Source organism: Aurantimonas sp. A2-1-M11 (assembly GCF_036549475.1).
In the GTDB taxonomy this organism is placed as follows: Bacteria; Pseudomonadota; Alphaproteobacteria; order Rhizobiales; family Rhizobiaceae; genus Aurantimonas.
The window spans coordinates 1-24409 of sequence record NZ_JAZHLI010000062.1; the positions used below are offsets into that span (position 1 = coordinate 1).

General features: G+C 68.1%; 18 protein-coding genes, 1 tRNA gene, 1 pseudogene and 1 riboswitch. Of the genes and pseudogenes, 5 read left to right on the forward strand and 15 right to left on the reverse strand.

Features of this window, described 5'->3' with window-relative positions; all coding sequences use genetic code 11:
* Positions 1–323: pseudogene (locus VQ042_RS20370) on the forward strand (hypothetical protein); the annotation flags it as partial.
* Positions 324–599: 276 nt separating this feature from the next.
* Here VQ042_RS20370 and VQ042_RS20375 read toward each other — a convergent pair.
* The 3 genes from VQ042_RS20375 to VQ042_RS20385 form a co-directional block, all read right to left on the reverse strand.
* Positions 600–689 (reverse strand) — tRNA-Ser (locus VQ042_RS20375).
* A gap of 385 nt (positions 690–1074) precedes the next feature.
* Positions 1075–2055 carry a hypothetical protein gene (locus VQ042_RS20380; RefSeq protein WP_331822142.1) on the reverse strand — a complete coding sequence of 327 codons (981 nt, stop codon included), beginning with the start codon at positions 2053–2055 and terminating at the stop codon, positions 1075–1077.
* A complete protein-coding gene (locus VQ042_RS20385; RefSeq protein WP_331822143.1) occupies positions 2052–3275 on the reverse strand; it encodes a glycosyltransferase family 4 protein in 1224 nt (407 codons plus the stop codon). Before VQ042_RS20385 ends, VQ042_RS20380 begins: the two co-directional genes overlap by 4 nt.
* 229 nt (positions 3276–3504) lie before the next feature.
* Here VQ042_RS20385 and VQ042_RS20390 point away from each other — a divergent pair, with 229 nt between their 5' ends.
* From VQ042_RS20390 to VQ042_RS20400, 3 genes are read left to right on the forward strand one after another with little or no spacing between them, the layout of a single operon-like run.
* Positions 3505–5487 carry an ABC transporter substrate-binding protein gene (locus VQ042_RS20390; RefSeq protein ID WP_331822144.1) on the forward strand — a complete coding sequence of 661 codons (1983 nt, stop codon included), beginning with the start codon at positions 3505–3507 and terminating at the stop codon, positions 5485–5487.
* Complete coding sequence (locus VQ042_RS20395; RefSeq protein ID WP_331822145.1) at positions 5484–6482, forward strand: ABC transporter permease; 999 nt, start codon at positions 5484–5486, stop codon at positions 6480–6482. The genes VQ042_RS20390 and VQ042_RS20395 overlap by 4 nt, the downstream gene beginning before the upstream one ends.
* On the forward strand, positions 6479–7639 hold the full coding sequence (locus VQ042_RS20400; protein ID WP_331822146.1) for an ABC transporter permease: 1161 nt from the start codon (positions 6479–6481) through the stop codon (positions 7637–7639). The genes VQ042_RS20395 and VQ042_RS20400 overlap by 4 nt, the downstream gene beginning before the upstream one ends.
* 33 nt (positions 7640–7672) lie before the next feature.
* On the opposite strand, the gene VQ042_RS20405 is transcribed toward VQ042_RS20400, so the two are convergent.
* The 8 genes from VQ042_RS20405 to VQ042_RS20440 form a co-directional block, all read right to left on the reverse strand.
* Complete coding sequence (locus VQ042_RS20405; protein ID WP_331822157.1) at positions 7673–8329, reverse strand: adenylate/guanylate cyclase domain-containing protein; 657 nt, start codon at positions 8327–8329, stop codon at positions 7673–7675.
* 551 nt (positions 8330–8880) lie between these two features.
* The gene (locus VQ042_RS20410) at positions 8881–9759 is read right to left on the reverse strand and encodes an MBL fold metallo-hydrolase (protein WP_331822147.1); all 879 of its coding nucleotides are present in this window, start codon (positions 9757–9759) and stop codon (positions 8881–8883) included.
* Positions 9756–10211: a cyclic nucleotide-binding domain-containing protein gene (locus VQ042_RS20415; protein WP_331822158.1), complete on the reverse strand. Its 456-nt coding sequence runs from the start codon at positions 10209–10211 to the stop codon at positions 9756–9758. Before VQ042_RS20415 ends, VQ042_RS20410 begins: the two co-directional genes overlap by 4 nt.
* 17 nt (positions 10212–10228) lie before the next feature.
* Entirely contained in the window at positions 10229–12985 is a 2757-nt protein-coding gene (locus VQ042_RS20420; RefSeq protein WP_331822148.1) for an ABC transporter transmembrane domain-containing protein, read from the reverse strand.
* 1 nt (position 12986) lies between these two features.
* Positions 12987–14951: an ABC transporter ATP-binding protein gene (locus VQ042_RS20425; protein ID WP_331822149.1), complete on the reverse strand. Its 1965-nt coding sequence runs from the start codon at positions 14949–14951 to the stop codon at positions 12987–12989.
* Positions 14952–15119: 168 nt separating this feature from the next.
* Positions 15120–16265, reverse strand: a complete 1146-nt coding sequence (locus VQ042_RS20430) for a glycosyltransferase family protein (protein ID WP_331822150.1) — start codon at positions 16263–16265, stop codon at positions 15120–15122.
* On the reverse strand, positions 16265–17422 hold the full coding sequence (locus tag VQ042_RS20435; protein ID WP_331822151.1) for a glycosyltransferase family 4 protein: 1158 nt from the start codon (positions 17420–17422) through the stop codon (positions 16265–16267). The genes VQ042_RS20430 and VQ042_RS20435 overlap by 1 nt, the downstream gene beginning before the upstream one ends.
* Positions 17419–18669: a glycosyltransferase family protein gene (locus VQ042_RS20440; protein ID WP_331822152.1), complete on the reverse strand. Its 1251-nt coding sequence runs from the start codon at positions 18667–18669 to the stop codon at positions 17419–17421. The genes VQ042_RS20435 and VQ042_RS20440 overlap by 4 nt, the downstream gene beginning before the upstream one ends.
* Positions 18670–18851: 182 nt before the next feature.
* Between VQ042_RS20440 and VQ042_RS20445 the strand changes: the two genes are divergently transcribed.
* A complete protein-coding gene (locus VQ042_RS20445; RefSeq protein ID WP_331822153.1) occupies positions 18852–20210 on the forward strand; it encodes an adenylate/guanylate cyclase domain-containing protein in 1359 nt (452 codons plus the stop codon).
* Positions 20211–20214: 4 nt separating this feature from the next.
* On the opposite strand, the gene VQ042_RS20450 is transcribed toward VQ042_RS20445, so the two are convergent.
* From VQ042_RS20450 to thiC, 4 genes are all read right to left on the reverse strand, one after another.
* Complete coding sequence (locus VQ042_RS20450; protein ID WP_331822154.1) at positions 20215–21063, reverse strand: GNAT family N-acetyltransferase; 849 nt, start codon at positions 21061–21063, stop codon at positions 20215–20217.
* Entirely contained in the window at positions 21060–21845 is a 786-nt protein-coding gene (locus VQ042_RS20455; protein WP_331822155.1) for a polysaccharide deacetylase family protein, read from the reverse strand. Before VQ042_RS20455 ends, VQ042_RS20450 begins: the two co-directional genes overlap by 4 nt.
* Before the next feature lie 75 nt (positions 21846–21920).
* The gene (locus VQ042_RS20460) at positions 21921–22085 is read right to left on the reverse strand and encodes a hypothetical protein (RefSeq protein WP_331822156.1); all 165 of its coding nucleotides are present in this window, start codon (positions 22083–22085) and stop codon (positions 21921–21923) included.
* Between the two features lie 104 nt (positions 22086–22189).
* Complete coding sequence (thiC, locus tag VQ042_RS20465) at positions 22190–23998, reverse strand: phosphomethylpyrimidine synthase ThiC (protein WP_331822159.1); 1809 nt, start codon at positions 23996–23998, stop codon at positions 22190–22192.
* 114 nt (positions 23999–24112) lie between these two features.
* Positions 24113–24240, reverse strand: a riboswitch (TPP riboswitch).
* Positions 24241–24409 lie beyond the last annotated feature (169 nt).

Consider the following 24409-nt stretch of genomic DNA (forward strand, 5'->3'; position numbering starts at 1 on the left):
ACACCGGAAATCAATCGGGTCAGGATCGGTTTCCGGCATTCTCCAATACTTCAAACCCGATGGGAATCCCTGAAGCACAGGGCATCCAAGGGTTTTTCAGGGCGAACCCCTTACAGTCGCTCTGGGACTTCCCTCCCACTGAGGAGGGATATAATCTCAACATCTCGCGTTACATCAGCACGGCGATGGGTGAGGAAGAGATAGACTTGGCTGCTGCGCAGAAGTCGCTGGGTGAGATAGAAAAACAGATCCGGGCATTAACTGAGAAGCACAACGAGTTTTTACGGGGCCTCGGCCTTTCCCCTCTGCCGGGGCCGGAGTAACCTGAGCTCGGCAAAAGTTCGATTTCGGTTCCCTCTGGCTCAATGCCTCTGAATCGAAGCGCTTCGGTGCCTAGCCAAGAATTGTATTCTATTTCAAAGCTTTGGCGGAAATTCACCAAATCCGTGAAGGCTCAGGTCCAGAGAATACCGGCCCAGAGAGACCGCTTCCGGGCTCCTGGCGGCCGGGCCAGTGCTCAGCCCCTTCCGCATAACCCTCGAAAACAACGAAAAAGTCCGGCCGCAGCCGGATCGGAAGAACGCTTTCGCGAGGGCAAGTGGCGGAGAGGGGGGGATTCGAACCCCCGATACGCTTGCACGTATGCCGCATTTCGAGTGCGGTGCATTCGACCACTCTGCCACCTCTCCGGCCGTCGCCCCGTGTGTCGGGACCATCGTTTGCGAAGAAACGCGCGGTGCAGGGACGGTGATGTCCGCATACGGCGCGTCTTCCAGTCAACCGAGGCACGGTCGGCGCCTTGCGAGCGCGCCGGTCTCTTATCAAAGCCGGGGGCGCGTGCACAAGGGCCAAGCGCCATGATGGCGCACGATTTTCGCCGCACGGGTCGGCTGTCGCGCCGTCAGGCTGACGGTCGGCACCCATTCCCACGACCACACGATCCTGGGAGCGTCCGAACGATCCTGCGATCGATCCTCAAGAGGCGTGCCGCCCGCAGCAGGAATTTGGCCCCGGAGGCTGGCGCAGCGCGCGAACGATTGCCGGGGCAGCAACCGGATGTCGCGCGGGCCGATGTCATGGCGTGGCGTCCGATGGATCAGACCCGGCGTCGCCCACGGGCGCGAGATCGAACAGCTCGGGGATGCGCGGCCAGGCGATGCCGGCGCGTGGTGCGAGAAGATCGAGCAGCGCGGCGAGACGGTCCCAGGCCGGCACATCATGCTGGAGATGATGGGTGAGGAGACCGATCGGCTCGCTTCTGACAGAGCTGGTGCCAGCCGGCCTGAGCGCCGGACCGGTCGCGGCGCTGACGGTTGGCGATGCCGTGCCGTTCGGCAGCGGCGATTCCCTCGGTGGATTCATGGGACCGTTTGTGGCGGCTTCACTGCGGGCGGACTCCGCCGCCTCGTCCCGCTCGGACTCCGCCGCCCCTCCAGCCCCAGGCGCCCCGCCCTCTCCGCCCGGCAGCCGCGCGGCGATCTGCGCCGCGAGCAGGCGGTCGAGCGCGGCCCAGTCCTGCGCCCTGCCGGCGCGCCAGTCCATCAGGTCGAGATGGGTGGCGACCAGGTGGCGCCGTGCCGGCACCGCAAACGTGGACAGTCCGGGCAGGCCTGCATCGGCGAGCCGCGTGGCGATGCCGGGGCCGATGCGGTTCCAGGGCGGAACGAAGACCGGCAGGAAGCGGTCGCCGGCCAGCGCGGCGAGAATCGCGTGGCCGCGCCGTGCCTCGTCCAGCATCGTCGCCAGCGGGCGGTGATCGCCGAATTCGGCGCGCTTGTCGCCGGCCGGCGCGTGATTGGCATGCCGCCAGCCATGCAGGAACAGGCAGACATCGTCATCCGCCGCAAGAGCGTCCCGCAGGTCCGGCCGCGCCCCGTCGGGAATGACCGCCAGCGCCAGCGGCACGCCGGCGTCCTGCCGCTGTGCCAGAAGACGGGCGAGGTCGTGCGACGCGCCCCTCGCGTCGTCGTCGCGCCACCAGATGGCGAGTTCGAAGTCCGCGGCATCGGCTGCGTCCAGCTGCCGGCGCGCCAGCGGAAAATCCGTGCCGCTCACGCGGCGGCCCTGCCCGGCGCATGCGTCAGAAGCGCCGCCACCCGGTCGATGCCCGGCTGGGGCGAGAAGCGCTCGCGCACCCGGCGCTCGCCGGCCGTCGCCAGTGTGTCGGCCAGGTCCGGATCGTCCATCAGGCGCGCCATGGCATCGCCCAGCGCCTTGTGGTCCCGCGCCTCCACCAGGAGGCCGGTGCGCTCGTCCTCGACGAGTTCCGGGATCGCCGAGACCCGCGTCGACACCACCGGCAGGCGATGCGCCTGCGCTTCCATCAGGACGTTGGGCAGGCCGTCGCGGTCGCCGCTGCGGGCGATGTGCGAGGGCAGGACGAAGAGGTCCGAGCGTGCCAGCAGCGCGAAGACGTGCTCGCGCTCGCGGCTGCCATGCCAGGTGATCCGCTCGCCGATCCCCGCCTTGTCGGCCTGACGCTGCAGCCGGGCCGTCAGCGGGCCACCGCCGACATGGTCGAACGTCCAGTCGCGATGCTTCAGCCGCGCCAGCGCGCGGATCAGGTCGCCGAACCCCTTCTTCTCGACGGTGCGGCCGACGGAGACGATCCGGAACGGACCGTCGCGGCGCGCGCGACGGGGCGGCGGCGCAAGGCCCACCAGGTCGAGGCCGTGATAGACCAGTTCCACCCGCTCCGGTTCCGGTGCCAGCGAGTGGAGATAGTCGAGATTGACCTTGGTGCAGGTCACGCCGAAGGCCGCCGAGCCGAGCTTTTCCGTCAGTTCCCAGGCCTGCGAGGTCCAGATGTCCTTGGCATGGGCGGAAAACGACCAGCCGAGGCCGCGGATCGTCGCCGCGTAGCGGGTGACCGAGGCCGGCGTGTGCAGATAATGGGTGTGCAGCCAGGCAATGTCGTCCGGCAGCTCGCGGGCCAGGACGCAGGCCTGGCCGAAGCGGCGGTACCGGTTGGCCGTCGGGTCGCGCGCCAGGTCGGCCTCGAACATCGTCCGTGCGGCCGCATATCCGGGCTGGCGCGCGGCGAAGTCGCGGCCGGCCTTCACCCGCGCCGGATCGTCCTTCAGATATTCGGGCAGGTAGAGAATCTCGGCGGCAATCCGCCGGTGCACGGGATGGACCCGCGCCTCGCCGGGCTGGCGCAGCGAGACGATCAGCTGCGCGACGCCGCGATCCTCGAGACCCGCGATCTCCTGGGCGATGAAGGTCTCGGACAGACGCGGATAGCCCTTCACGATCGTGGCGATGCGCCTGGCCATAATCCGCACTCCCTCGCGCCGTCACTCCGGCACCGAAACCTTGGTCGGCGAGGCCGCGCCGCGATGCGACGGACCGGATGGGCGCCATCTAGTCGACTTGGCCTGCGCCTCGCAAGCCGTGCGCCGCGCCGCTGCGACGGGCGCGGATGCGGCATGTCGCCGGGTTGTGAATGGGTTTGACAAGCCGTCCGGCGCCAAGCTTACTGACGATGCGCACAAGGGCCCGTCCATGCATCGACACACACGGCAGCAGCGAGCCATTCGGCAGGGACCGCTCGCCTGCATCGCCTTTCTCTGGGCGGCCGTCCTGTGCGGACAGGCCCTGGCCGGCGAACCTGCCGCCCGTTTCGTCGAGCCCGCCATGGCGCACGCTGCGGTGAGCACCGGGGATCTGCCGCCGGTGGCCGAGCGCCTGCCCGAGCGGCCCCTGGCGATGGCCGTCGACGCCGCCTGCCCTGCCGATCGCCTGGGCGGAACCCTGCGGATGATCGGCGGCAGCGCCAAGGACACCCGCATGCTGGCGGTCTTCGGCTATGCCCGGCTCGTCGGCTATGACGAGACCTACGCCTTCGTGCCCGATATCGCCGAGCGCTTCGAGGTGGAGGACGGCCGGATCTTCACCTTCCATCTCAGGCCGGGCATGAAATGGTCGGACGGCGCGCCGTTCACCTCCGAGGATTTCCGCTATTTCTGGGAAGACATGGCGACGAACCCCCAGATCGCGCGCTTTGGCATTCCGGGAGAATTGCTGGTCGACGGAAAGGCGCCGATCGTCACCTTCCCCGGGCCCTACGAGGTCCGCTACGAGTGGGAGAAGCCGAACCCCAATTTCCTGGCGACCCAGGCGGCCGCCTTGCCCTTCGAACTCTACCGGCCGGCCCACTACCTGAAGCAGTTCCACGAAGCCTATGCCGATCCGGCCGAGCTCGCCGGGCGGGTCGAGGCGGAAGGCCAGCGCAACTGGGCGGCGCTGCATTTCAAGATGGATCGCGGCCATCGCAACGACAATCCGGACCTGCCGACGCTGCAGCCGTGGACGCTCGCCACCGAGCCCCCGTCGGAGCGGCTGATCTTCGCCCGCAACCCGTATTTCCACCGGGTCGACGCGCAGGGCCGCCAGCTCCCCTATATCGATCAGGTCGCGCTGACGATCGCCAATCCCGACCTGATCCCCGCAAAGGTAGCCAATGGCGAGGCCGACCTGCAGGCGGCCTATCTCAGCTTTCCCAACTACCCGTTCCTGAAGCGCGCCGAGGACCGCAGCGGCTTCGAGGTGCGCCGCTGGGAGTCCGGCCGCGGCTCGCATGTCACGCTCTATCCCAACCTCAACGTGACGGACGCCGTCTGGCGGCCGCTGGTGCGCAATGTCGATTTCCGGCGCGCCTTGTCCCTGGCCATCAATCGCGAGGACATCAACAAGGCGATCTTCTACGGCCTTGCCGTGCCGGGCGGGAACACCGTCCTGCCACGCTCGAGCCTGTTCGACCCGGAGCTGCCGACATTGTGGGCCGGGTACGATCCGGAGGCGGCCAATGCGCTGCTCGACGGGCTGGGGCTGGAGCGCGAGAGCCGCGACGGTCTGCGCCTGCTGCCGGACGGGCGCCAGATGCGTATCGTCGTGGAGACCGCCGGCGAAAGCCGCGAGCAGAGCGATGTCCTGCAGCTCGTCCGAGACGACTGGCGCCGGCTCGGCATCGATCTCCTGATCCGCGAATCCCAACGCGAGGTCTTTCGCAACCGCATCAAGGCCGGCTCCACGCTGATGTCGATCTGGACCGGCATCGACAACGGCGTACCGACGCCGGCGACCGATCCGGCCGAGCTTGCCCCCTCCACCGCCGAACAGCTGCAATGGCCGTCCTTCGGCATGTTCACCGAGACCCACGGCGAGGGCGGCGAGGCGATCGGCGGCAGCGAGGCGCTTGCGCCGCTGCGCGAACTCGCCGCGCTGCGCCAGCGCTGGATGCAGGCCAAGGACACCGCCGAGCGCGCCGACATCTGGGCCAGGATGCTGCGGATCTCCGCCGATCAGGTCTACACGATCGGGATCGTGGCGGGGGTCGACCAGATCGTCGCCGTGTCGGACAAGCTCAACAACGTGCCGGAACGCGGCGTCTACAATTACGAGCCGGGCGCTTATTTCGGCCTCTACCATCCGGACGGCTTCTGGTTCGACTGCGACGCGCTCGACCTGGCGGGAAAGCAGGAATGATCCGCTATCTTGCCGGGCGGGTCGTCACCATGGCCTGGACGCTCCTGGCGATAAGCGTCCTCGTGTTCATCATCATCCAGCTGCCGCCGGGCGACTATCTGACCAGCTACATCGCCGAGCTCCGCGCCCAGGGCGAGGCCGTCACCGTCGACAAGATCGCCTTCCTGCGCGAGCAATACGGCTTGGACAAGCCTCTGTGGGAGCAGTATCTGGTCTGGGTGACCGGGCTCGTGCAGGGCGATCTGGGCTATTCGTTCGAATACAACCAGCCCGTCGCCGACATCGTGGGCGAGCGCATGCCGCTGACCCTGCTGCTCAACGTGGCGACCGTCATCTTCGTCTATCTGGTCGCTTTCCCGATCGGCATCTATTCGGCCACCCATCAATACAGCTGGGGCGATCACGGCCTGAGCTTCCTGGGCTTTCTGGGCCTCGCCACGCCGAACTTCCTCCTGGCGCTGATCCTTCTGTATCTTGCCAATGTCTGGTTCGGCACGTCGATCGGCGGGTTGATGGACCCGCGTTACATCGATGCGCCCTGGACCCTGGACAAGGTCGGCTCCGTCCTGTCGCATCTGTGGGTGCCGGTGCTGGTCATCGGCACGGCCGGGACGGCCGGCATGATCCGGCGCCTGCGCGCCAATCTCCTCGACGAGCTGAATAAGCAATACGTGGTCACCGCCCGGGCCAAGGGCCTGCCGGAGCATCGGGTACTGCTGAAATATCCGCTGCGCATGGCGCTCAACCCGTTCATCGCCGATCTCGGCAGCCTGCTGCCGCAGATCGTCTCGGGCTCGGTGATCATCTCGGCGGTAATGTCGCTGCCGACCACCGGCCCGATGCTGCTGTCCTCGCTGCGCAGCCAGGACATGTATCTCGCCGGCTCGTTCCTGATGTTCCTTGCGCTGCTGACGGTGGTCGGCATGTTCGTGTCCGACGTCCTGCTCGCCATCCTCGATCCGCGCATCCGGCTGGGAAAGACCACGATCCGATGAGCGGGACGCCGCATTTCGTCTCGCGCGAGCCTTTCGATGCCGAGGCCACGGTGGCGGCAGGGTCCACCGTGTCGCTGGCCTACATGGAGGCGTCCCAGTCGCGGCTGATCTGGTGGCGCTTCCTGCGCCACCGCGTGGCCGTGGTCTCGCTGGCGTTCCTCGTCGTCAGCTATCTCTCGATCCTCGTGGTCGAGTTCCTGGCACCCTACGACATGCAGAGCCGCCATACCGACTTCATCTTCGCCCCGCCCCAGTCGGTGCACCTGTTCCACGACGGCAGCTTCGTCGGTCCGTTCGTCTATCCCCTCGATTTCCGGCTCGACCTCGAAACCCTGCAGCGCGAATACACCCCCGACACCAGCCGGCCCCTGCCGCTGCGCTTCTTCTGCCAGGGCGACCCGTATGAATTCTGGGGCCTGGTCCCCGGCAACCGGCACCTCGTCTGCCCGCCGGAGGGCGGCAGCCTGTTCCTCCTGGGCACCGACCGGCTCGGCCGCGACATGCTCTCGCGCATTCTCGGTGGCGCCCGCATCTCGCTCACCGTCGGCCTCGTCGGGGTAACCCTCAGCTTCATCCTCGGCATCACCATCGGCGGGCTTGCAGGCTATTTCGGCGGCTGGGTCGATTCCGTCGTACAGCGGGTGACCGAGATCCTGCGCTCGATCCCGGAACTGCCGCTCTGGCTGGCGTTGTCGGCCGCCCTGCCGGTCACCTGGAGCCCTCTGCTGATCTATTTCGGCATCACGCTGATCCTGGCGCTCCTCGACTGGCCGGGGCTGGCCCGCGCCGTGCGCTCCAAGCTCTTTGCCCTGCGCGAGGAGGACTTCGTGGTCGCGGCGGAAATGCTCGGCGCCAGTCCGCGCCGGATCATCTTCCGCCACCTCCTGCCCAATTTCATGAGCCATCTCATCGCCTCGGCGTCGCTGTCCATCCCGACGATGATCCTGGCCGAAACGGCGCTGTCCTTCCTCGGCCTCGGCCTGCGGCCGCCGATCACCAGCTGGGGCGTCCTGTTGTCGGAAGCCCAGAACATTGAGGCGGTGGCGCTCTATCCGTGGCTGCTGCTGCCAATGTTGCCGGTGATCCTGACGGTGCTGGCCTTCAGCTTCGTCGGCGACGGGCTGCGCGACGCCGTCGACCCGCACCACCACCACTGACGAGCCGGCCGACCGTCGACTGCGTCTCGACGATCAGCCGCTGGCCTGCGCCGAGGTCGTCGCGGCCTGCTCCCGGCGCGGGGTGAACAGCTCCATCGGCCGCGCGACCCCGTTCAGGGCATGTTCGCCGACCGAAACCCAGGCGCCCGGCGACAGCGCCGCCACCTCGGCGCTGGCCAGCACGTCGTGCGTCATCTGCTTGGTCAGCTTCTCGATGCGTTCGACCTCCGTCACGGTGGCGCCGATCACCGTGAAGGCCAGCCGCTCGGGTACGCCGATATTGCCGAAGACGACGCTCCCGAGATTGAGGCCGACGCCGAATTCGATCAGTTCGAGGCCTTTCTGGCGACGCCCCACATTGGCCACATCGCGCAGGGCAAAGGATTCCTTCACCGCCTTGAGGACCGCATGCGTGATCCCCGGCCCGTCCGTCTCCGTCTCGTCCAGCGGGTAGATCACCAGCACCGCATCGCCGATGAAGGCCAGCACTTCGCCGCCGGCCTCGATGGCGGGCCGCGTCGCACATTCGAAATATTCGTTCAGGAGCTTGAGGAAGGCCTCGCTGTCCAGCGCCTCGGTCAGCCGCGGAATTGCGCAGGTCCGAATACCAGACCAGCGCCCTGGTCGTGGCGCCGTCGCCGAGCCGGATATTGCCGTCGAGCACGCTGCGGCCTGCCTTGCGGCCCAGATAGGTCTCGACGATGTTGGTCATGATCTGCGACTGGATGATGGTCTTGCACACCAGCGCGAAGGTCAGCTGGATCGCCTGAAGAATATCGAGATCATCGTCGGTGAAGCCGCTGGCCCGGTCGCTCGCCCAGATCGCGATGACCCCGCGCGCCCGCATCTCGGTGAACGCGCCTGGCTGCGAGAACTCTGTCTTCAGGGCGATGTAGTCGGTGTAGCCCGCCTCGGCGAGTTCCTTCAGGATATCGAAATCCAGCGTCTTGCCGGGTCCGGTCAGGCGCCGCCGCAGCACCGGCAGGTCGGCCTCAACCATGTAGCGCAGCGGGCTGCGCTGCCACGCGTCGGTATTGGCATCCTGGTGGTGGAAATGCTCGATCGCGATCCCCTCGCCGCGATCCCACCGGACCATCTCGGCCCGGAACAGCGGATGCAGCGTCGGCCAGTTCAGCCGGGCCCGCGCGATCGGGATGCCGATGCCGGTGAGGCGCAGGCAGAGTTCGTGGAAGATCGTCTCGATGTCGCTCTTGCCCAGCGACTGCCGCAGCAGCCAGTGGTCAACCTGTTCGGCCAGACCCATTGCCCTGACTTTCCGTTACCGTTCCGTCCTCGCCGATCGCCAGCGTCAACCCCGTCGCACCGATGCGCGCGCCCGCGAACACCGCCTTCGCCTCGTCGGCAAGGCTCGCGAGCGAGGCGTCCGTCCGCAGCACGTCGTGATGGAAGATGACCAGCGTCTCCACCCCGCCGGCCCGGCACAGGCGCACCCCCTCCTGCCAGGTGGAATGGCCGAAGCCCCGGTACTTCGGCAGTTCCTCGTCGGTATAGGTGGAATCGTAGATCATCACCTGGGCGCCGGCGACGAAGTCGGCGACGGCATCGTCGCGGTGGCCCGGCTCGTGCTCGGTATCGGTGATGTAGCAGACCGACCGGCCCTCGAAATCGACCCGGTAGCCGACCGCCCCGTTCGGATGGTTGAGGCGCACGGTGCGCACCACGATGCCGTCGCCCAGATCGAGGACGTCCGGCGGGCGAAAGTCGCGATAGTCGATGCCGGCGGCGAACTGCTTCGGGGTCACCGGGAAGTAGGGAGGCCGCATGAACCGCTCGACCATCTCCCGGCAGGTCGTGTCGTCGAGGAAGTGGCCAGCATGGATGCGCACCGCCACGTGATCCTTGTAGAGCGGGATCACGAAAGGCAGGCCGATGATGTGGTCGAAATGGCAGTGGGTCAGGAGGATGTCGATCTCGGCGATGCGCTCCTCGTAGAGCCGGCGGCCGCAGCCGACGATACCGGTGCCCGCGTCGAAGACCAGCACGCGGTCGCCGCATCGCACCTCGACGCAGCTCGTGTCGCTGCCGTAGCGGGTGTTGGCCGCCGCCGGGGCCGGGATGCTGCCGCGTGCGCCCCAGACGGTGAATTCGAAGCGGCTCAATCTTCGGCGTCCGGCGCGATGGCGGCGCGGTTTCTGGCCGCGACCAGTTCCTGGTTCATGTGGGTCAGGCGCTCGGCCAGCCCGCGCATCACCTCGGCGGCGATCTCCGGGAACTGCCGCAGCAGTTGCAGGAAGCATTCCTTGCGCACCCTGAGCGCCGAGACGTCGGTGCGCGCCGTGACGGTCGCCGTGCGCGGTGTGTCGCACAGGATGGCGATCTCGCCGACCACGTCGCCGGACCCCAGCGTCGCCACCACGAAGTCCCCGTCCCCCGTCTCGATGGAGACGTCCGCCTCGCCGGCGACCAGGACATAGGCGGAATCGCCGCGCTCGCCCTGCCGGCACATGACCTGCCCCTTGCGATAGGCGATCGAGTCCGCGGTGAAGGCGATGAGCTTCAGCCGACTGGGTTCCATGCCGGCGAAGATCGGGACCGAACGAAGCAGGTCCATTTCCGATTTGAGCAGCGTCACGTCGTCCTCTGGCGTTCGGTCATCCGGGCATCTGCGTCGTGGCGGGCCGGCGCGCCATCGTGCGAGCGCGCGTTGGTTAGGTCGGCGATCATGCGCCCGTCCTTGAATTCCAATCTCCGGTCGAAAAGCTCGGCATGTTCGGCGTGACTGAGGACCCAGAAAATGATCTGCCGTTCGATGCCGAGTGCCGCACGGGATGCGAGGACACGCACAATAGTCTCCCGCTGGCCGTCCCCGTCAAGTGAAGAGAGCGGGCGGTTGAGAACCAGAAGATCGGCGCGCTTGAGAAGCGCCCGCGCCAGCGCCAGCTTCTGCTGCTGGCCCGACGACAGGCGCTTGGCGCCGCTGCCGACGTCGAAATCCAGCCCGATTTCGAAAACGGTCTCGGACAGGCCGGTCTCGCGCAGTGTGGCCACCAGCACCTCGTTGATGCGCGCCGAGGCTTCGGCGTAGCGATCGACGATGCGGCCGAAGAGGATGTTGTCCTGGAAGCTGGCGGCCGGGTTGATCGCCCCCGGGGAATGCACCGAGACGGCCCCGGCGAGGCCCGGATCCATGCGCTCCAGCAGCCGGGCGCGCGCCGCCAGCACGGCGGCCCGGATGTCGTCGTCGAGCAGTCCCAGCCGGTGGCGCGGTTCGATGTAGCCGAAGGCGAGCTGCTGGAAGGCGCGGCGGTCGCGCGCGCGCTCGCTGGCGCTGCCATCGGCCGACACCCGCCTGAGTGCCGCCTTGTAGCCATCCACCTCCTCGGGCGACATCAGGTCGACATTGTCCATCAGCGGATTGTCCGGCGACAGATCGCCGAAGATCTCGATCAGGGTCTCGGCGATTTGCCGGCCCATCTCGTGGAGGAGATCGTCGAGGCCGCCCTCCCTGAGCACGGCGACCATCTGCGGTCGGGCGACGAGCGGCATCTCCTCGGCGGCCTCGGGCAGGGCGATGCCGAACACGATGTTCTCCAGGACCGTCGCATAGTCGGAATAGCGGAGCGGGTCGAAGGATTCGAAATAGACCGCGTCGCCGCCCTCGGCGAGCCGTTCGCGAAAGCGCGCACGGGCCTCCAGCATGTGGACCGCGGTTTCCTCGGCCAGGCCCGCCGGCACCCGGTTGCGCAGGCCGAGCCGCGCCACGTCGATGCGGAAATCGGCGATGTCGAGCACCTGTGCCAGGCGTTCACGCAATTCGTGCGGACCGGCAATGCCGGCCGCCTCGTAATCGATCCAGTCGCCGCTGACGTCGAGGTCGCTGTTGCCCGAGACCTTGGCCTCCCGCCGGCGCGCCTCGGCGGCGGCATCGCCCGACCCCGCCTCGACCAGGGGCGCATGGCGCAGGCCGTAGACCAGCGCATCGCGGATCGACATCTGCGGAAAATAGAGGCCCGAGGTGGCATAGGCGATGCGGCGCCCGGCGAAGGCATCCGGCAGGCTGTCCAGCGCGTGCCCGTCGATGCTGATACGCCCCGAGGCGGCTTCCGCCAGCCGGACCATGGCCTCGGCCAGATACTCCGCGCCGCCGCCGATGGGTCCCGACGCGGCGATCGCCTCGCCCGGCGCCAGCCGCAGGCTGGTCGGCTCGAGGAGGTCGTTGCCGGAATCGTCGGCGATGCGCAGGCCCGATACCGCAATCTCGCGTTCGATCCGCGCCGGCGTCTCGTAGGACAGCTTCTGCACGTCGGGGGAGATCAGATGGCCCATCACGAACTGCTCGCGGATCTGGGCGTATTTCGACTGCACGTCGACGCGGAACTGGTCCCAGGCGATCAGCTCCTTCAGCGGGCCAGGCAGCTCCTTGTAGGCGGCGATCACGGCGACGAGCTGGCCGATGTCGAGGCGCCCGGCGATCACCAGATAGCCGCCGACGAGGTAGAAGATGAAGGGCGTGATCTGGGCGAGGAGGTTGTTGACGAAATTGACGAAGAACTTCCAGCGGAAGAAGTCGTAGCGGATCGACAGGATTCGGCCGAGGCGGCTGCCGAGCTCGGCACGCTCCCAGTTGGAGGTATCGTTGGTGCGGATCGAGGGAATGCTCTCGACGATCTCGCCGATCCGCCCCGACAGCAGACGGGCCGTGAGCTGACGGGCACGGGCCAGCGTCACCAGGCGCCGGCGCATCTGCGGGATCAGGATGAGCTGGAACAGGACGATGCCGCCGGCCACGGCGCCGAGCCAGAAATTCTGCAGGAAGATGAAGACGAGCCCGGTACCGGCCTGGCTGAGCAGCAGCGCCGGATCGGCAAAGGCGCTGCCGCCGAAGCCCCCCACCGGCTCGGTTTCGTCCTTGATCATCGAGGAAATCTCGGGGCCACGCACCTGCTTGAAGCGGGCGTTGGGAAACCGCAGGACCAGGTCGACGAGCTGGTATCGCAGTCGACGCAGCAGGCGCTCGCCGAGCCGCCCCTTGTAGTTCGACAGGTAGAACTTGAAGAGCCCGTTGACGATCACGAAGAACAGGAAGATCAGGCTCAGCCAGACCAGCACGCCGAGCCGGTCGAGTTCGACGCCGTCGAACATCGCCAGGTTGCCGCCGCCGAGGAAGCCCGGCATCGGCACCGAGATCTCGAACAAAGTCTCGGTCTGGCCCGGTGCCCAGTCGCCCTGGATCGGCCCGTTGACGATCCGCTTCGGCAGTTCGAGGGTCAGATACAGGAACGGCAGCGAGACCAGAAGCACCAGGAACAGCCAGACCTGCTGGGGCCGCGAATGGCGCCAGACATAGCGGAAGATGCTCTCGTCGAGCTCGTCCGCCGCTGCCATCTCAGCGCGTCTCCGTCTTGGGCAACGGCCGCTCGTTCAGAAAGTCGAGATTGGCCGCGCGCACGAAATGCCCCGGCCGCGCCTTCAGGAGCGGCCGCGCCACGCCCGCCTCGACCGTGAAGGGAGCCGGCCAGTTGCGCTGGCCGATCTCGCCCACCGGCGGCAGGCGGTCGAAGTCCAGCGGGCGTGCCGGGTCGGCGTGGGGCACCGCCTGCATCAGCATCTGCGTATAGGGATGCAGCGCGTCCTCGAAGAAGGCCGCGCGCGGCGCCAGTTCCACGATCTCGCCGTCGCACATCACCGCGATCCGGTCGGCGACATAGTTCACCACTGCCAGATTGTGCGAGATGAACAGATAGGTCAGGCCGCACAGGCGCTGGAGATCCTTCAGGAGGTTGAGGATCTGCGCCTGCACCGACACGTCGAGCGCCGCCACCGGCTCGTCGCAGATCAGCAGTTCCGGCTCCAGCGCCAGCGCCCTGGCGATGCCGATCCGCTGGCGCTGCCCGCCTGAGAAGCTGTGCGGATAGCGGCTGGCATGCTGCGGCTCCAGGCCCACGGCCGCCAGCAGCCGCTCGACGCGCACCCGCCGCTCCGCCCGGTCGCAGACGCCGTGGATCTCGAACGGCTCGGCCAGGATCGCGCCGACGGTCATGCGCGGGTCCAGGGACGAGAACGGGTCCTGGAAGACGTATTGCAGGCGGTTGCGGACCGCAAAGAGGCTGCGGCGGTCGGCCGTGACCAGGTCCAGGGGACCGTCGGGCGTGTCGAACAGCATCGCGCCCTCGTCCACCTGCACCGCCTGCATGATCGCGCGGGCAAGAGTCGTCTTGCCGGAGCCGGACTCGCCGACCAGGCCGAGGCACTCGCCGCGCCGGATGGTCAGCGAGACATCCTTCAGCGCATGGACGCTCGGCGCCGGGGCACGCGCGAACAGCTGTCGGTCGCCGCGCCGGGAAAAGCTCTTGGCGACCCCCTTCAGTTCCAGCAGCGGCGCGCCGACGACGCCCGACGGCTCGCGCTGCATCAGCGCGTCGGCCCCGATCCTGATCTCGCGGATCGGCTTCAGCCGGGGCGAATCCGTCTGGTCGAGATCCGGCACCGCCTTCATCAGCGAGATCAGATAGGGGTGCTGCGGATCGGAGAAGATCGCGTCCGACGAACCCGATTCCACCACCTTGCCGTGGTGCATCACCACGACGTCCTCGGCGAGATTGGCGACCACGCCGAGATCGTGGGTGATCAGGAGGACGGCCATGCCGAGTTCGCCCTGCATGTCGCGCAGGAGCTTGATGATCTGCGCCTGCAGCGTCACGTCCAGCGCCGTAGTCGGCTCGTCGGCGATCAGCAGCGCCGGCTTGCAGATTAGCGCCATGGCGATCATCGCCCGCTGGCGAAGCCCGCCCGACAATTCGAACGGATAGGATTCCAGCGCCCGCTCGGGCTCGGGAAACCGCACCAGCCGCAGCGTTTCCACGGTCCGTTCGCGGGCCTCGGCGCCCGAGGCGCGGCCATGTACCTCCAGCACCTCGCCGATCTGGTCGCCGAGCGTGTGGAGCGGCGAGAAGGAGGTCATCGGCTCCTGGAAGACGATCGAGATCGACTGGCCGCGGATGGCCTGGTAGCGCGGGCTGCGCGGCGACAGGGCGGCAAGATCGACCGGCCCCTGCAGCGGATCGTCGAAGCGGATGCTGCCGCCGGTGATCAAGGCGCCTTTCGGCAACAGGCCGAGGATCGCCTGGGAGGTCACCGTCTTGCCGGAGCCCGATTCCCCGACCAGCGCCACGGTACGCCCGGCGCCCACGCTGAGCGACAGATTGCTGACGGCCTTCACCGTCCCGGCCATCGACCGGAACTCGACGGACAGGTTCTCGATCGCCAGCAATGGCCGCGCGGCGACCGTGGCGGGCCGGTCCGGCGTCCCTATCGGCCGGTCCAGCACCGAAGCCCCGCTTCCCCCAGGCATCCGCTCATTCCACCTCATCGGCTCCGCGGCGTGGTCGCGCGCACGAGCCAACGGATTCCAGCACGGAACCGCGCGGGAAGTCATCCGGATTTTGCGCGCGCCGACGCGCCCGTTCGTCTCCAGCCTGCGCGGCGGCAAGGACTTTACGCGACGCGGACCTTCGCCCGCTCATGAATGGTCCAGCCCCCTGGCCATGTCGGCGATCATCGCGGCGGCGTTCGCCGCGCCTTCCAGATCGATGGAGGGGCGTTCGCCGGGGCTCCGCCGCCAGGCGTCGGTCACCGCCGCGGCCATGGTGGTGGCCGACAGCTGCGACGTCGGCACGACCGACAGGAGGCCCATCTTCCCCATGCGGTCCGCGCGGAACCATTGTTCGGTCTCCTCGCCCTCGTCATAGGGCACCACGACGGCCCGTGCCTCGGCGCGCAGGAGGTTCATCACCGTGTTGTAGCCGGCCTGCGAGATCGACAGGGCGCAGCCATCGAGCCGTTCCTGGAAGTTCGTCTCGAAGCGCTTGACGATGGTCCTCGCGTCCGCTGCAGCCGCCAGCGCCTGGAACTCGTCCTCGGTCAGGCGCGGCCCGGTCAGGAACCGCCAGACCCGATCGGCAAGCGGCGTGTGCGGCCGCGCCGCCATGACCGTGCGCATCAGCATGCCGGCCGCCGCCCCACCGCCGGCCGAGACGATCACTTCGCCATTGTCGTCCGCCGCGCCGCGCTCGGCCGGCTCGGTGACATAGCCGGTATAGCGGATGAGATCGTCGATCTCGCGGGCATGGGGATAGGTCTGCGCGAAGGCGAAGAGCGAGGGATCGGAATGGACGAGCACCGCGTCGAGATGGGCCCGCGCCAGCGCGGCGCCCTTGGCGGCTCGCTCGGGATGCTTGGTCTCGACCAGGATGTCGCGCACCGAGGTCACGCATCTGACCCGCGGCTTGTCCCGCGACGCCCGCTCCAGAAGCGGCACCAGCTCGAATTTGAACCGCCACCGGCCGAAGGGAAACATCTCCAGGAGCACGATATCCGGCCGCACCTCGTCATAGAGCGCCAGCAGCGCGTCGCGCCGTGCCGCGCGCCAGGCGTCGGTGATCGGCTGGCCGTCGGCGTCGTAGAGGGTCTTGAAGTTGGCGCCGTCGATGTGGGCCGGCGGCAGCTGCACCACATGGGCGCTGGCAAAGGGCATTTCCGCGACCGGCAGGCCCCCCAGCGCCACGGTCACCGACAGGCCCTGCTTCGCCATGGCATCGGACAGCAGTTCGCCGCGACGCAGATGACCGACGCCGAGAAGGTGCTGGACGTGGAACAGGACGCGCATCAGGCCGTCTCCGCCTGTTTTGATCGGGTGTGCCGGGCAAGCATGTCGCGCAGTGCGCCGTCCAGCGTCGCCGAGGCGGCGGCCAGGGAATGGCAGCGTTGTGCCCGGTCGCGCGCCGCCGCGCCCATCGAGGCCCGCAGCGACGGCTCGAGCATCTGCCGGACGGCGGCGGCAAAGGCGGCCACGTCGGCTTCCGGCGTCAGCAACCCGGTCACCCCGTCCTCGACGATTGTGGCGACGCCGCCGCTCCGGCCGGCGACGGCCGGAAGGCCGACGGCCTGGGCTTCCAGCAGCGCCATGCTCCAGGACTCCTTGATGGCTGCCCAGACGGCGAGATCGGCCGCCGCGAAGAGATCCGGCATCCCCTCGGGCTCTGCCGCGCCGAGGAAGGCGACCTGGGCCGGCAGTCCGGCAAAGGCCTCCCGCACGGCCGGTTCGGCCGGACCAGACCCGACGATCAACAGGTCGAACGCGCAATCGCCGAGGCTGGCGAGGGCCTGCGCCAGCAGCCTGTAGGAAGCGAGCTTCTGGTCCTCGCGCATCATTGCCGCGGCGATCAGCCAGGGCCGGTCCGGCGACAGGCCGTGCCGTTCCGCCAGCGCGGCCCGGCTGGCGTGGCGCCGTGACGCGGCCTGTCGCCACGGCTGCGTATCGAGGAAGGGCGCCAGCGCCAGATATTCGCCATGGCCGGCGATAAGGGGCGTGACGCCGGCCCGATCCGCCGGGTTGAGGCCGATGACCAGATCGGCCCGGCCGAGTGCGTCGAGGCTGGCCTCATATCCCAGCGACCAGGCGCCGCCACGCTGCTTGCCCGCGACCGAGGCTTCGGCGACCACATAGGGAATGCCCAGTGCCCCGGCGACGCGCGGCCCCAGCCAGTCCGGCGCCTTGTGGTAGAGATGATATGTGAACCAGAGGTCGAGGCTTGGCGCCGCCCTGCCCTGGCGCAGGAGCCGTTCCGCCAGCCGGCCGCCGATCGCGCGCAACCGCGCCTGGCGCCCGCCGTCGCCCCGGTCGTGGGTGCGAAAACGCGATGGCACGCACACCGAATGACCGGCCAGGCGCAGCGCCTCGACCAGCCCTCGCGCCACCGTGCGGTCGCCCGATGGCCGGGGATCATCGGGCGATTTCATCGGCGCGTAGAACGCGATGTTCATGCAGTGCCGGCCTTGGGTAGCGGGCGCACGCGCATCCGATCAGCGCCGGTCGCGCTGCCCGAATGCCGGCCGGCCGCGATGTAGCCGTCGGCGAGTTCGCAGATCGATTGCAGCCCGTCCAGAATGCCGTCCACGGCCACCGAGCGTGGCCTGGCCTGCGCGGGCAGCGCCCGGATGGCGTTGGCCATGGCGGCGGGATCCTCGACCTCGTCGTCCAGCAGCATGGCGATCAGGCCCAGCGTCTGGGCCTGCGAGGCGCGGATATACTGCTCCAGCCGGGGCTGGCGCCGCGGCACGACGACGGCCGGCTTGTCGAAGGACAGGATCTCGCAGAAGGTGTTGTAGCCGCCCATGGCAACGATTCCCTCGGCGCGTTCGAACAGCGGTTCGATGCTGGCGGCGAAGGTGATCAGGTCGACACTGTCGAGGCTGGCCGCGCGGCGCTCGAAATCCGTCTGGAACGCGGTCTCCATGAAGGGGCCGAGCACGATCTTGGCCCGCACGCCGATCGACGGGTCGGTCTCGTAGGCCCGCAGCACCCAGTCGACGAGTTGCGCGCCGTCTCCGCCGCCGCCGGTCGTGACCAGCACATAGGGCCGTTCGCCGATCCGGATGCGGTCGGGCAGCGCGCCCGACGGCTCGTCTGCCCGCTGCAGATAGCCGGTGAAGGTCGCCTTGTCGCGCACGGCCTGCGAGACGCCGATATCGGCCAGCGGATCGCAGATCTCCGGCAGGCCGTAGATCCAGATGTCGTCGTAGAAATTCTCGACCGCGTTGAAGGCGTCCTTGCGGGTCCATTCCTCGACCAGCCGCGACGGCTCGTCCATGATGTCGCGCAGGCCCAGCACCAGCCGGGCGCCGGTGGATTTCAGATAATGCAGCGTCGCCTCGACCTCGCCGCGCATGCCCAGCGGCTCCTTGTCGACGATGAAGATGTCGGGGTCGAAGATCATCGCGGTGGAGCGGATGATCGCACTGCGGATCTCGGTCAGATCCTCCAGCGATAGGCCGGGATTGGACGGGGCGTAGGTGTCGGCACCCAGCTTCACCACGCCGGGCACGCGGATGAAGTCGACCTGCGGCGGAAAGCTGAACGAACCGACGACCGGCGAGCCCGCCACGATGAGGATCGAGATGTCGGGCCGGTGCGCCACCAGGGCCTGGGCGATCACCCGGCAGCGGCGCAGATGGCCGAGCCCGTAGGTGTCGTGGCTGTACATGAGAACGCGCGGAGGCCGGGCTTTCATCGCATACTCCTGACGCTCCGACCCGCTCGACCGAAACACACTGGCGATTTTCCCGGAACAGCGCAAGATCGCCTGTCCGCCCGGAAACCGCGCCGGTCTAACGGTGCGCCGGTCCAGGCGCAATGGTCCGCGGCGATCGGGAACGGACCGTTCATGGTCGGCCAATACCGAGCGAAAGAGTCATGAGCAACAGAAACAAGCTGCTTGTCCCCTTCGCCCGGCGGGAATCGAACCGGGCCATCCCCGATCGCGTGCGCACGGTCGTCGACCGCTTCGAGATCCACAGCGAACGGCTGATCGGCTGGGTGCAGCTCGGCCTCGGCCTGTTCATCGCCGCGCTCTATCTGGTCGCGCCACGCCCTGTCGACAGCATGATGCAGCAGCCCGTGCCCATCAGCCTGGCGGTCTATCTCTGCTTCACGGCGCTGCGGCTGTTCCTGTCCTATGCCATCCGCCTGCCCGCCTGGTTCCTCGCCCTGTCGGTTCTGGTCGACGTCGCGCTGCTCTACGGCCTCGTCTGGTACTTCCACATCCAGTACGGCCAGGATCCGAGCTTCGTCCTGAAGGTGCCGACGATGATGTATGTCTTCATCTTCATCGCCATCCGCGCCTTTCGCTTCGATCCCGTCTGGGTGCTGGCGACCGGCTGCGTCGCGGCGCTCGGCTGGGTGGGGCTGACGCTCTATGCCATCGGGGCCGAAGGCACCGCGGCCATCACCCGCAGCTTCGTCGCCTACATGCATGGCGAGGGCATCCTGGTGGGCGCAGAGATCGACAAGATCGTCGCCATCCTCGTCCTGACCATCGTCCTCGCCCTGGCACTGACCCGCGCCAAGCGGCTTCTGGCCACGGCAACGCGCGAGCAGATCGAGCGCGAGGAAATCCGCCGCTTTCTTCCGGCCGATGTCGAGCGCGCGATCGTCGACGCGCCGGCTGCGGTGGTCGCCGGCGACGCGGTGGAACGCCAGGCCGCGATTGTCATCCTCGACATTCGCGGCTTCACCGGTTTCATGGCCCGCCACGAGGCCAGGGAGGTGGTCGAGGTACTGGTCGGCCTGCATGCGCGCATCGTGCCGGTGATCGAGCGCCATGGCGGCGTTGTCGACAAATATCTCGGCGACGGCATCCTGGCGACCTTCGGGGCGACGCGCCCCTCCGCCACCGCCGCGGCCGAGGCACTGCACGCCCTGTGCGAGATTCTCGCCCTGTCGCAGCAATGGGAGGGAGAGATGACCGCACGCTTCGGCCCGGTGGGCCTGCGCGTCAACGGCGCGGCGACCGCCGGGACGGTCGTCTTTACCGCGCTCGGCGACGAACACCGGCTGGAATACACGGTCATCGGCGATCCGGTGAACCTCGCCGCCAAGCTGGAGAAGCACAACAAGGTCGAGCGGACCATCGGCCTGACCACGGCAGCCAGCCTCGACATGGCCCGGGCACAGGGCTTTGCGCAATCCGCGGGGATCGGCCTGACGCCCCTCGACCGCCGGCAGGTGCAGGGTGTGGACGCGCCGCTCGATCTCGTCGCCGTCTCGCCCTGACGGCTCAGGGGAGCTTCTGGTCGAGGAGAATGATCTCCGAATGCAGGTGATCCACGTCGCGCGCCGCAACGTGGGGCGAGCGGAACCAGCGCGGCAGCACGATCGCCTCGATCGTGCCGGGATCGTCACCGGGCGTCATGAAGCGCGTGTCGATGGCCAGGACGCCGCGTTCGCCGGTCACCAGCACGTCCGCAATCGTCTGCGCCTCGGCCGACAGGAAGGCCGGATCGCTGGCGTGGAGGATCTCGTGATAGGCGATGGAATCGCCCTTCAGCTTGCGCTGCCAGACGATCCATGTGTCGCCGACGATCGCCTGGTGCAGGTCGAATCCGGCATGGGCGTCGAAGACCGCCCGCTGCGCCGCGTCGAGCCTTGCGCGGATGGCCGACGCCTCGCGCAGGACCGACAGGCGGCCGGCGCCGGGGCTGCCGGGACGAAACAGGCTGCGGCTGTCGTCGAGGATCGAGAAGCCCAGCGCCCGGATCCTGCGGCCCGTGGCGCGCCGCGCCGTCATCGTCTGGTAGGTAACGCCGGGCTGTGCCATGCCCGAGCGCAGCAGCTCGTCGCCGGTGCCGTCGCCGCGATAGTCCGCCAACAGATACCAGGAGGACAGGTCGCAGAACCGCCGGACCTGCCCGCCGATCCGGCGGTCGCTGTAGATTGTCCCCATGAAGCCAACGATGCGGCCGTGATCCTCGACCAGCCAGCCGCGTTCCACGCCGTCCGGCCGCCAGGGATAGTCGAGGAGACGTCGCCAGCGTTCGGGCGGGATCTTCGCGTTCATGTGCCGATGCAGGAGATCGATCACCGCGCCGATGTCGCCCTCCTGCGCCGGCCGGACGATCGCGCTCATCGACGGCCCGCCGCCGGCACTGCGGGACCCGCGAAGAGCGACGCCGCGTCCCGCCAGCGCACGGCGGGGTGCGCGGCGAACAGCGCCAGCAATTCTTCGAGGAACGCCCCGGTCTCCGCGTCGTGGTCGAGATGGTGGGTCAGGATGCCGAAGGGCTCTTGCGGGTCGCTGCGCCCGAGCCGCAGGTCGGCGAGGCGTTCGGCGGCCAGCCGGATCAGCTTGTCGCGGCCCGCAAAGCGCGCGCCCCCCTTCCATGTGAGAAGATCGAGATGGGCGTTCACGTGGCGGCATGCGGCCTGGGGCGAGGCGGTTTCGCGGGGCCCGAAGACCGAGATCCCCGCATAGCCTAGGTCGGGCAAGGCCTTGGCCACGGCCGGCTCGATCCGGTTCCAGGGCGGTACCATCACCGGCACGAAACGGTCGCCGAACGCCGCGGCCAGACGGTCCCGGCCGGTGCCCAATTCGTCCAGCACGGCCCGCAACGGCCGGTCGCCGCCGCATTCCACGGCGCGCCCGCCGGGCGCGGCGTGGTTGGTGTGCGCATAGCCATGCTGCAGGACGAACAGGAGCGGATCGTCGCGACAGGCGACCAGGCGGGGGGACAGGGCGGCCGGAATGACCGCCAGGGCCAGGGGCGCCTCATGCCGATGCGCGGCTGCCACGAGTGCGTCGAGCGCCGGCGACGCCTCTGCGGCGTCGTCGTCGCGCCACCAGACGTCGACCGTCCGGCTGGCCTCACGCCAGGCGTCGAGTTCGGTCAGAAGGTCGGTGGCGTCGCGCATGGAGCGGCTTTAGCGGCCCTGAGCCCGTCGGGCAATTCCTCTGCCCGCCGGAACAGACGCATCCCGACGGTGTCGTCAATCCTCTTCCTCTTCGTCCTCGGCGTCCTGTTCGTCGTCCGGAATGTCGGTGCCGATCAGCCGTTCGTCGGGCTTTTTGCCGGCAAAGGAATTGTCGGTGCGTTGCAGGACACCGTCCTCGGCGGGCTCGGGATCCGGGGTCTGGTCCTTGGGGGTCGGCATCGCGCGGTCTCCTCTTGCAGTTGATCCCGTAACCCCGCCGCCCGCCGCGTTCCACGCACGGCAAAGGGGCGCCGACGTACCGACGCCCCCAACGTGGCTGGGGCCTATTCAGCCGGCACGTCGCCCGCCGGCATGTAGAGATCGCCGCCGTCGCGATATTTCTGCGCCATCTTCTCCATGCCCTCCTTCTGCGCCTCGGCGCGGATCTCGTGGGAGATCTTCATGGAGCAGAATTTCGGCCCGCACATGGAGCAGAAATGCGCCACCTTGTGCGCCTCCTTGGGCAGCGTCTGGTCATGGAAGGCGCGTGCCGTCTCCGGATCGAGCGAGAGGTTGAACTGATCCTCCCAGCGGAACTCGAAGCGCGCCCTGGACAGGGCATCGTCGCGCCGCTGGGCTGCCGGGTGCCCCTTGGCGAGGTCGGCGGCATGGGCGGCGATCTTGTAGGTGATGACCCCCACCTTCACGTCGTCGCGGTCGGGCAGGCCCAGGTGCTCCTTCGGCGTGACGTAGCAGAGCATCGCGGTGCCGAACCAGCCGATCATCGCCGCGCCGATGCCGCTGGTGATGTGGTCGTAGCCGGGGGCGATGTCGGTCACGAGGGGCCCCAGCGTGTAGAACGGGGCCTCGCCGCAGACCCGCATCTGGCGCTCGACATTCTCCTTGACCTTGTGCATCGGCACATGGCCCGGCCCCTCGATCATTACCTGGCAGCCCTTGGCCCAGGCGATCTGCGTCAGCTCGCCCAGCGTGTCGAGTTCGGCGAACTGCGCCGCGTCGTTGGCATCGGCGATCGAGCCGGGCCGCAACCCGTCGCCCATGGAGAAGGACACGTCATAGGCCCGGCAGATGTCGGCGATCTCCGCGAAATGCTCGTAGAGGAAGCTCTCTTTGTGGTGATGCAGGCACCACTTGGCCATGATCGAGCCGCCGCGCGAGACGATGCCCGTGGTGCGGTCGACGGTCAGCGGGATATGGGCGAGCCGCACCCCGGCATGGATGGTGAAATAGTCGACGCCCTGCTCGGCCTGCTCGATCAGCGTGTCGCGGAAGACCTCCCAGGTCAGATCCTCGGCGACGCCGTTGACCTTCTCCAGCGCCTGGTAGATCGGCACGGTGCCGATCGGCACCGGCGCGTTGCGGATGATCCAGTCGCGGATGTTGTGGATGTTGCGGCCGGTCGACAGGTCCATCACCGTGTCGGCGCCCCAGCGGATCGCCCAGACCATCTTCTCCACTTCATCGGCCATGGAAGATGTGACGGCGGAATTGCCGATATTGGCGTTGATCTTGACCAGGAAATTGCGGCCGATCGCCATCGGCTCGACCTCCGGATGGTTGATGTTGGCCGGGATGATCGCGCGGCCCGAGGCGACCTCGTCGCGCACCCATTCGGGCGTGATGAAGTCCGGGATCACCGCCGTGTACGGCTCGCCGTCGCGCTCCAGCGCGCGCCGTGCCTCGGCCCGGCCGAGATTCTCGCGGATGGCGACGAATTCCATCTCGGCGGTGACGATGCCGGCGCGGGCATATTCATATTGGGTCACGGACCGGCCGCCGGTCGCCCGGCGCGGCGCGTTGCGGACGGGAAATTCGGGCGTCAGCCTGTCGGCCGGCAGATTGCCGTTGTCCTCGGGCCGGACGGCGCGGCCCTCATAGTGCGCCGTGTCGCCGCGGGCGGCGATCCAGCTTTCGCGGATGCGCGGCAATCCCTTCGCGATGTCGGTCTGAGCCTGCGCATCCGTGTAGGGGCCGGATGGATCGTAGACGACGACGTCCGGCTCGCCCGCGGTCGGATGCACGGTGATCGCGCGCATCGGCACGCGGATGTCGGGAAAGGCCGTTCCGGCCATGTAGATCTTGCGGGAGGCCGGCAGCGGGCCGGCCGTGACGGTGGGGGTGACGGCATTCATCATGGTTCTCCAGTGCGCGCTCGCGTCGGAGATCCAGCTCTGCTTCGGTGATCGAAACGGTCGCCAGCCTGTCGCCCCGTCGTCGGGAGCATGGACCGCAATGCGGGCCGGAGAGGTCGGCGGCTTTCCCATCCCTACGCCAGTATGAACTGGATCAGGTTCGTAGGGTCGCCGCGCGCTTCGCCGATGATCGGCGGCCGTCGGCCTCTCAGTTCCTTGCCGGAACTCCCCTTGGACATGCGGACGGTAGCAGCGCGCACCGGCGTGTCAACAGCGGCCGCCATGGCACGCCATGGCAGCCAGGGCAATCGCATTTCAGAACAGGCTGAGCAGGCGAGAGAGGAATGCATTGTCCCAGCCTGCCCTTTGGAATTTCCCCTTCAAGGATTCCTTTGAGCCGTCCTTCTGCAT

Coding starts and splice junctions, on each gene's coding strand:
- VQ042_RS20435 (WP_331822151.1), bottom strand. CDS start 17,422: ATGAACATCGCGTTCTACGCGCCGATGAAATCGCCCGATGATCCCCGG.
- VQ042_RS20390 (WP_331822144.1), top strand. CDS start 3,505: ATGCATCGACACACACGGCAGCAGCGAGCCATTCGGCAGGGACCGCTC.
- VQ042_RS20415 (WP_331822158.1), bottom strand. CDS start 10,211: ATGGACCTGCTTCGTTCGGTCCCGATCTTCGCCGGCATGGAACCCAGT.
- VQ042_RS20445 (WP_331822153.1), top strand. CDS start 18,852: ATGAGCAACAGAAACAAGCTGCTTGTCCCCTTCGCCCGGCGGGAATCG.
- VQ042_RS20440 (WP_331822152.1), bottom strand. CDS start 18,669: ATGAAAGCCCGGCCTCCGCGCGTTCTCATGTACAGCCACGACACCTAC.
- VQ042_RS20395 (WP_331822145.1), top strand. CDS start 5,484: ATGATCCGCTATCTTGCCGGGCGGGTCGTCACCATGGCCTGGACGCTC.
- thiC (WP_331822159.1), bottom strand. CDS start 23,998: ATGAATGCCGTCACCCCCACCGTCACGGCCGGCCCGCTGCCGGCCTCC.
- VQ042_RS20425 (WP_331822149.1), bottom strand. CDS start 14,951: ATGCCTGGGGGAAGCGGGGCTTCGGTGCTGGACCGGCCGATAGGGACG.
- VQ042_RS20460 (WP_331822156.1), bottom strand. CDS start 22,085: ATGCCGACCCCCAAGGACCAGACCCCGGATCCCGAGCCCGCCGAGGAC.
- VQ042_RS20400 (WP_331822146.1), top strand. CDS start 6,479: ATGAGCGGGACGCCGCATTTCGTCTCGCGCGAGCCTTTCGATGCCGAG.
- VQ042_RS20385 (WP_331822143.1), bottom strand. CDS start 3,275: ATGGCCAGGCGCATCGCCACGATCGTGAAGGGCTATCCGCGTCTGTCC.
- VQ042_RS20420 (WP_331822148.1), bottom strand. CDS start 12,985: ATGGCAGCGGCGGACGAGCTCGACGAGAGCATCTTCCGCTATGTCTGG.
- VQ042_RS20430 (WP_331822150.1), bottom strand. CDS start 16,265: ATGCGCGTCCTGTTCCACGTCCAGCACCTTCTCGGCGTCGGTCATCTG.
- VQ042_RS20450 (WP_331822154.1), bottom strand. CDS start 21,063: ATGAGCGCGATCGTCCGGCCGGCGCAGGAGGGCGACATCGGCGCGGTG.
- VQ042_RS20455 (WP_331822155.1), bottom strand. CDS start 21,845: ATGCGCGACGCCACCGACCTTCTGACCGAACTCGACGCCTGGCGTGAG.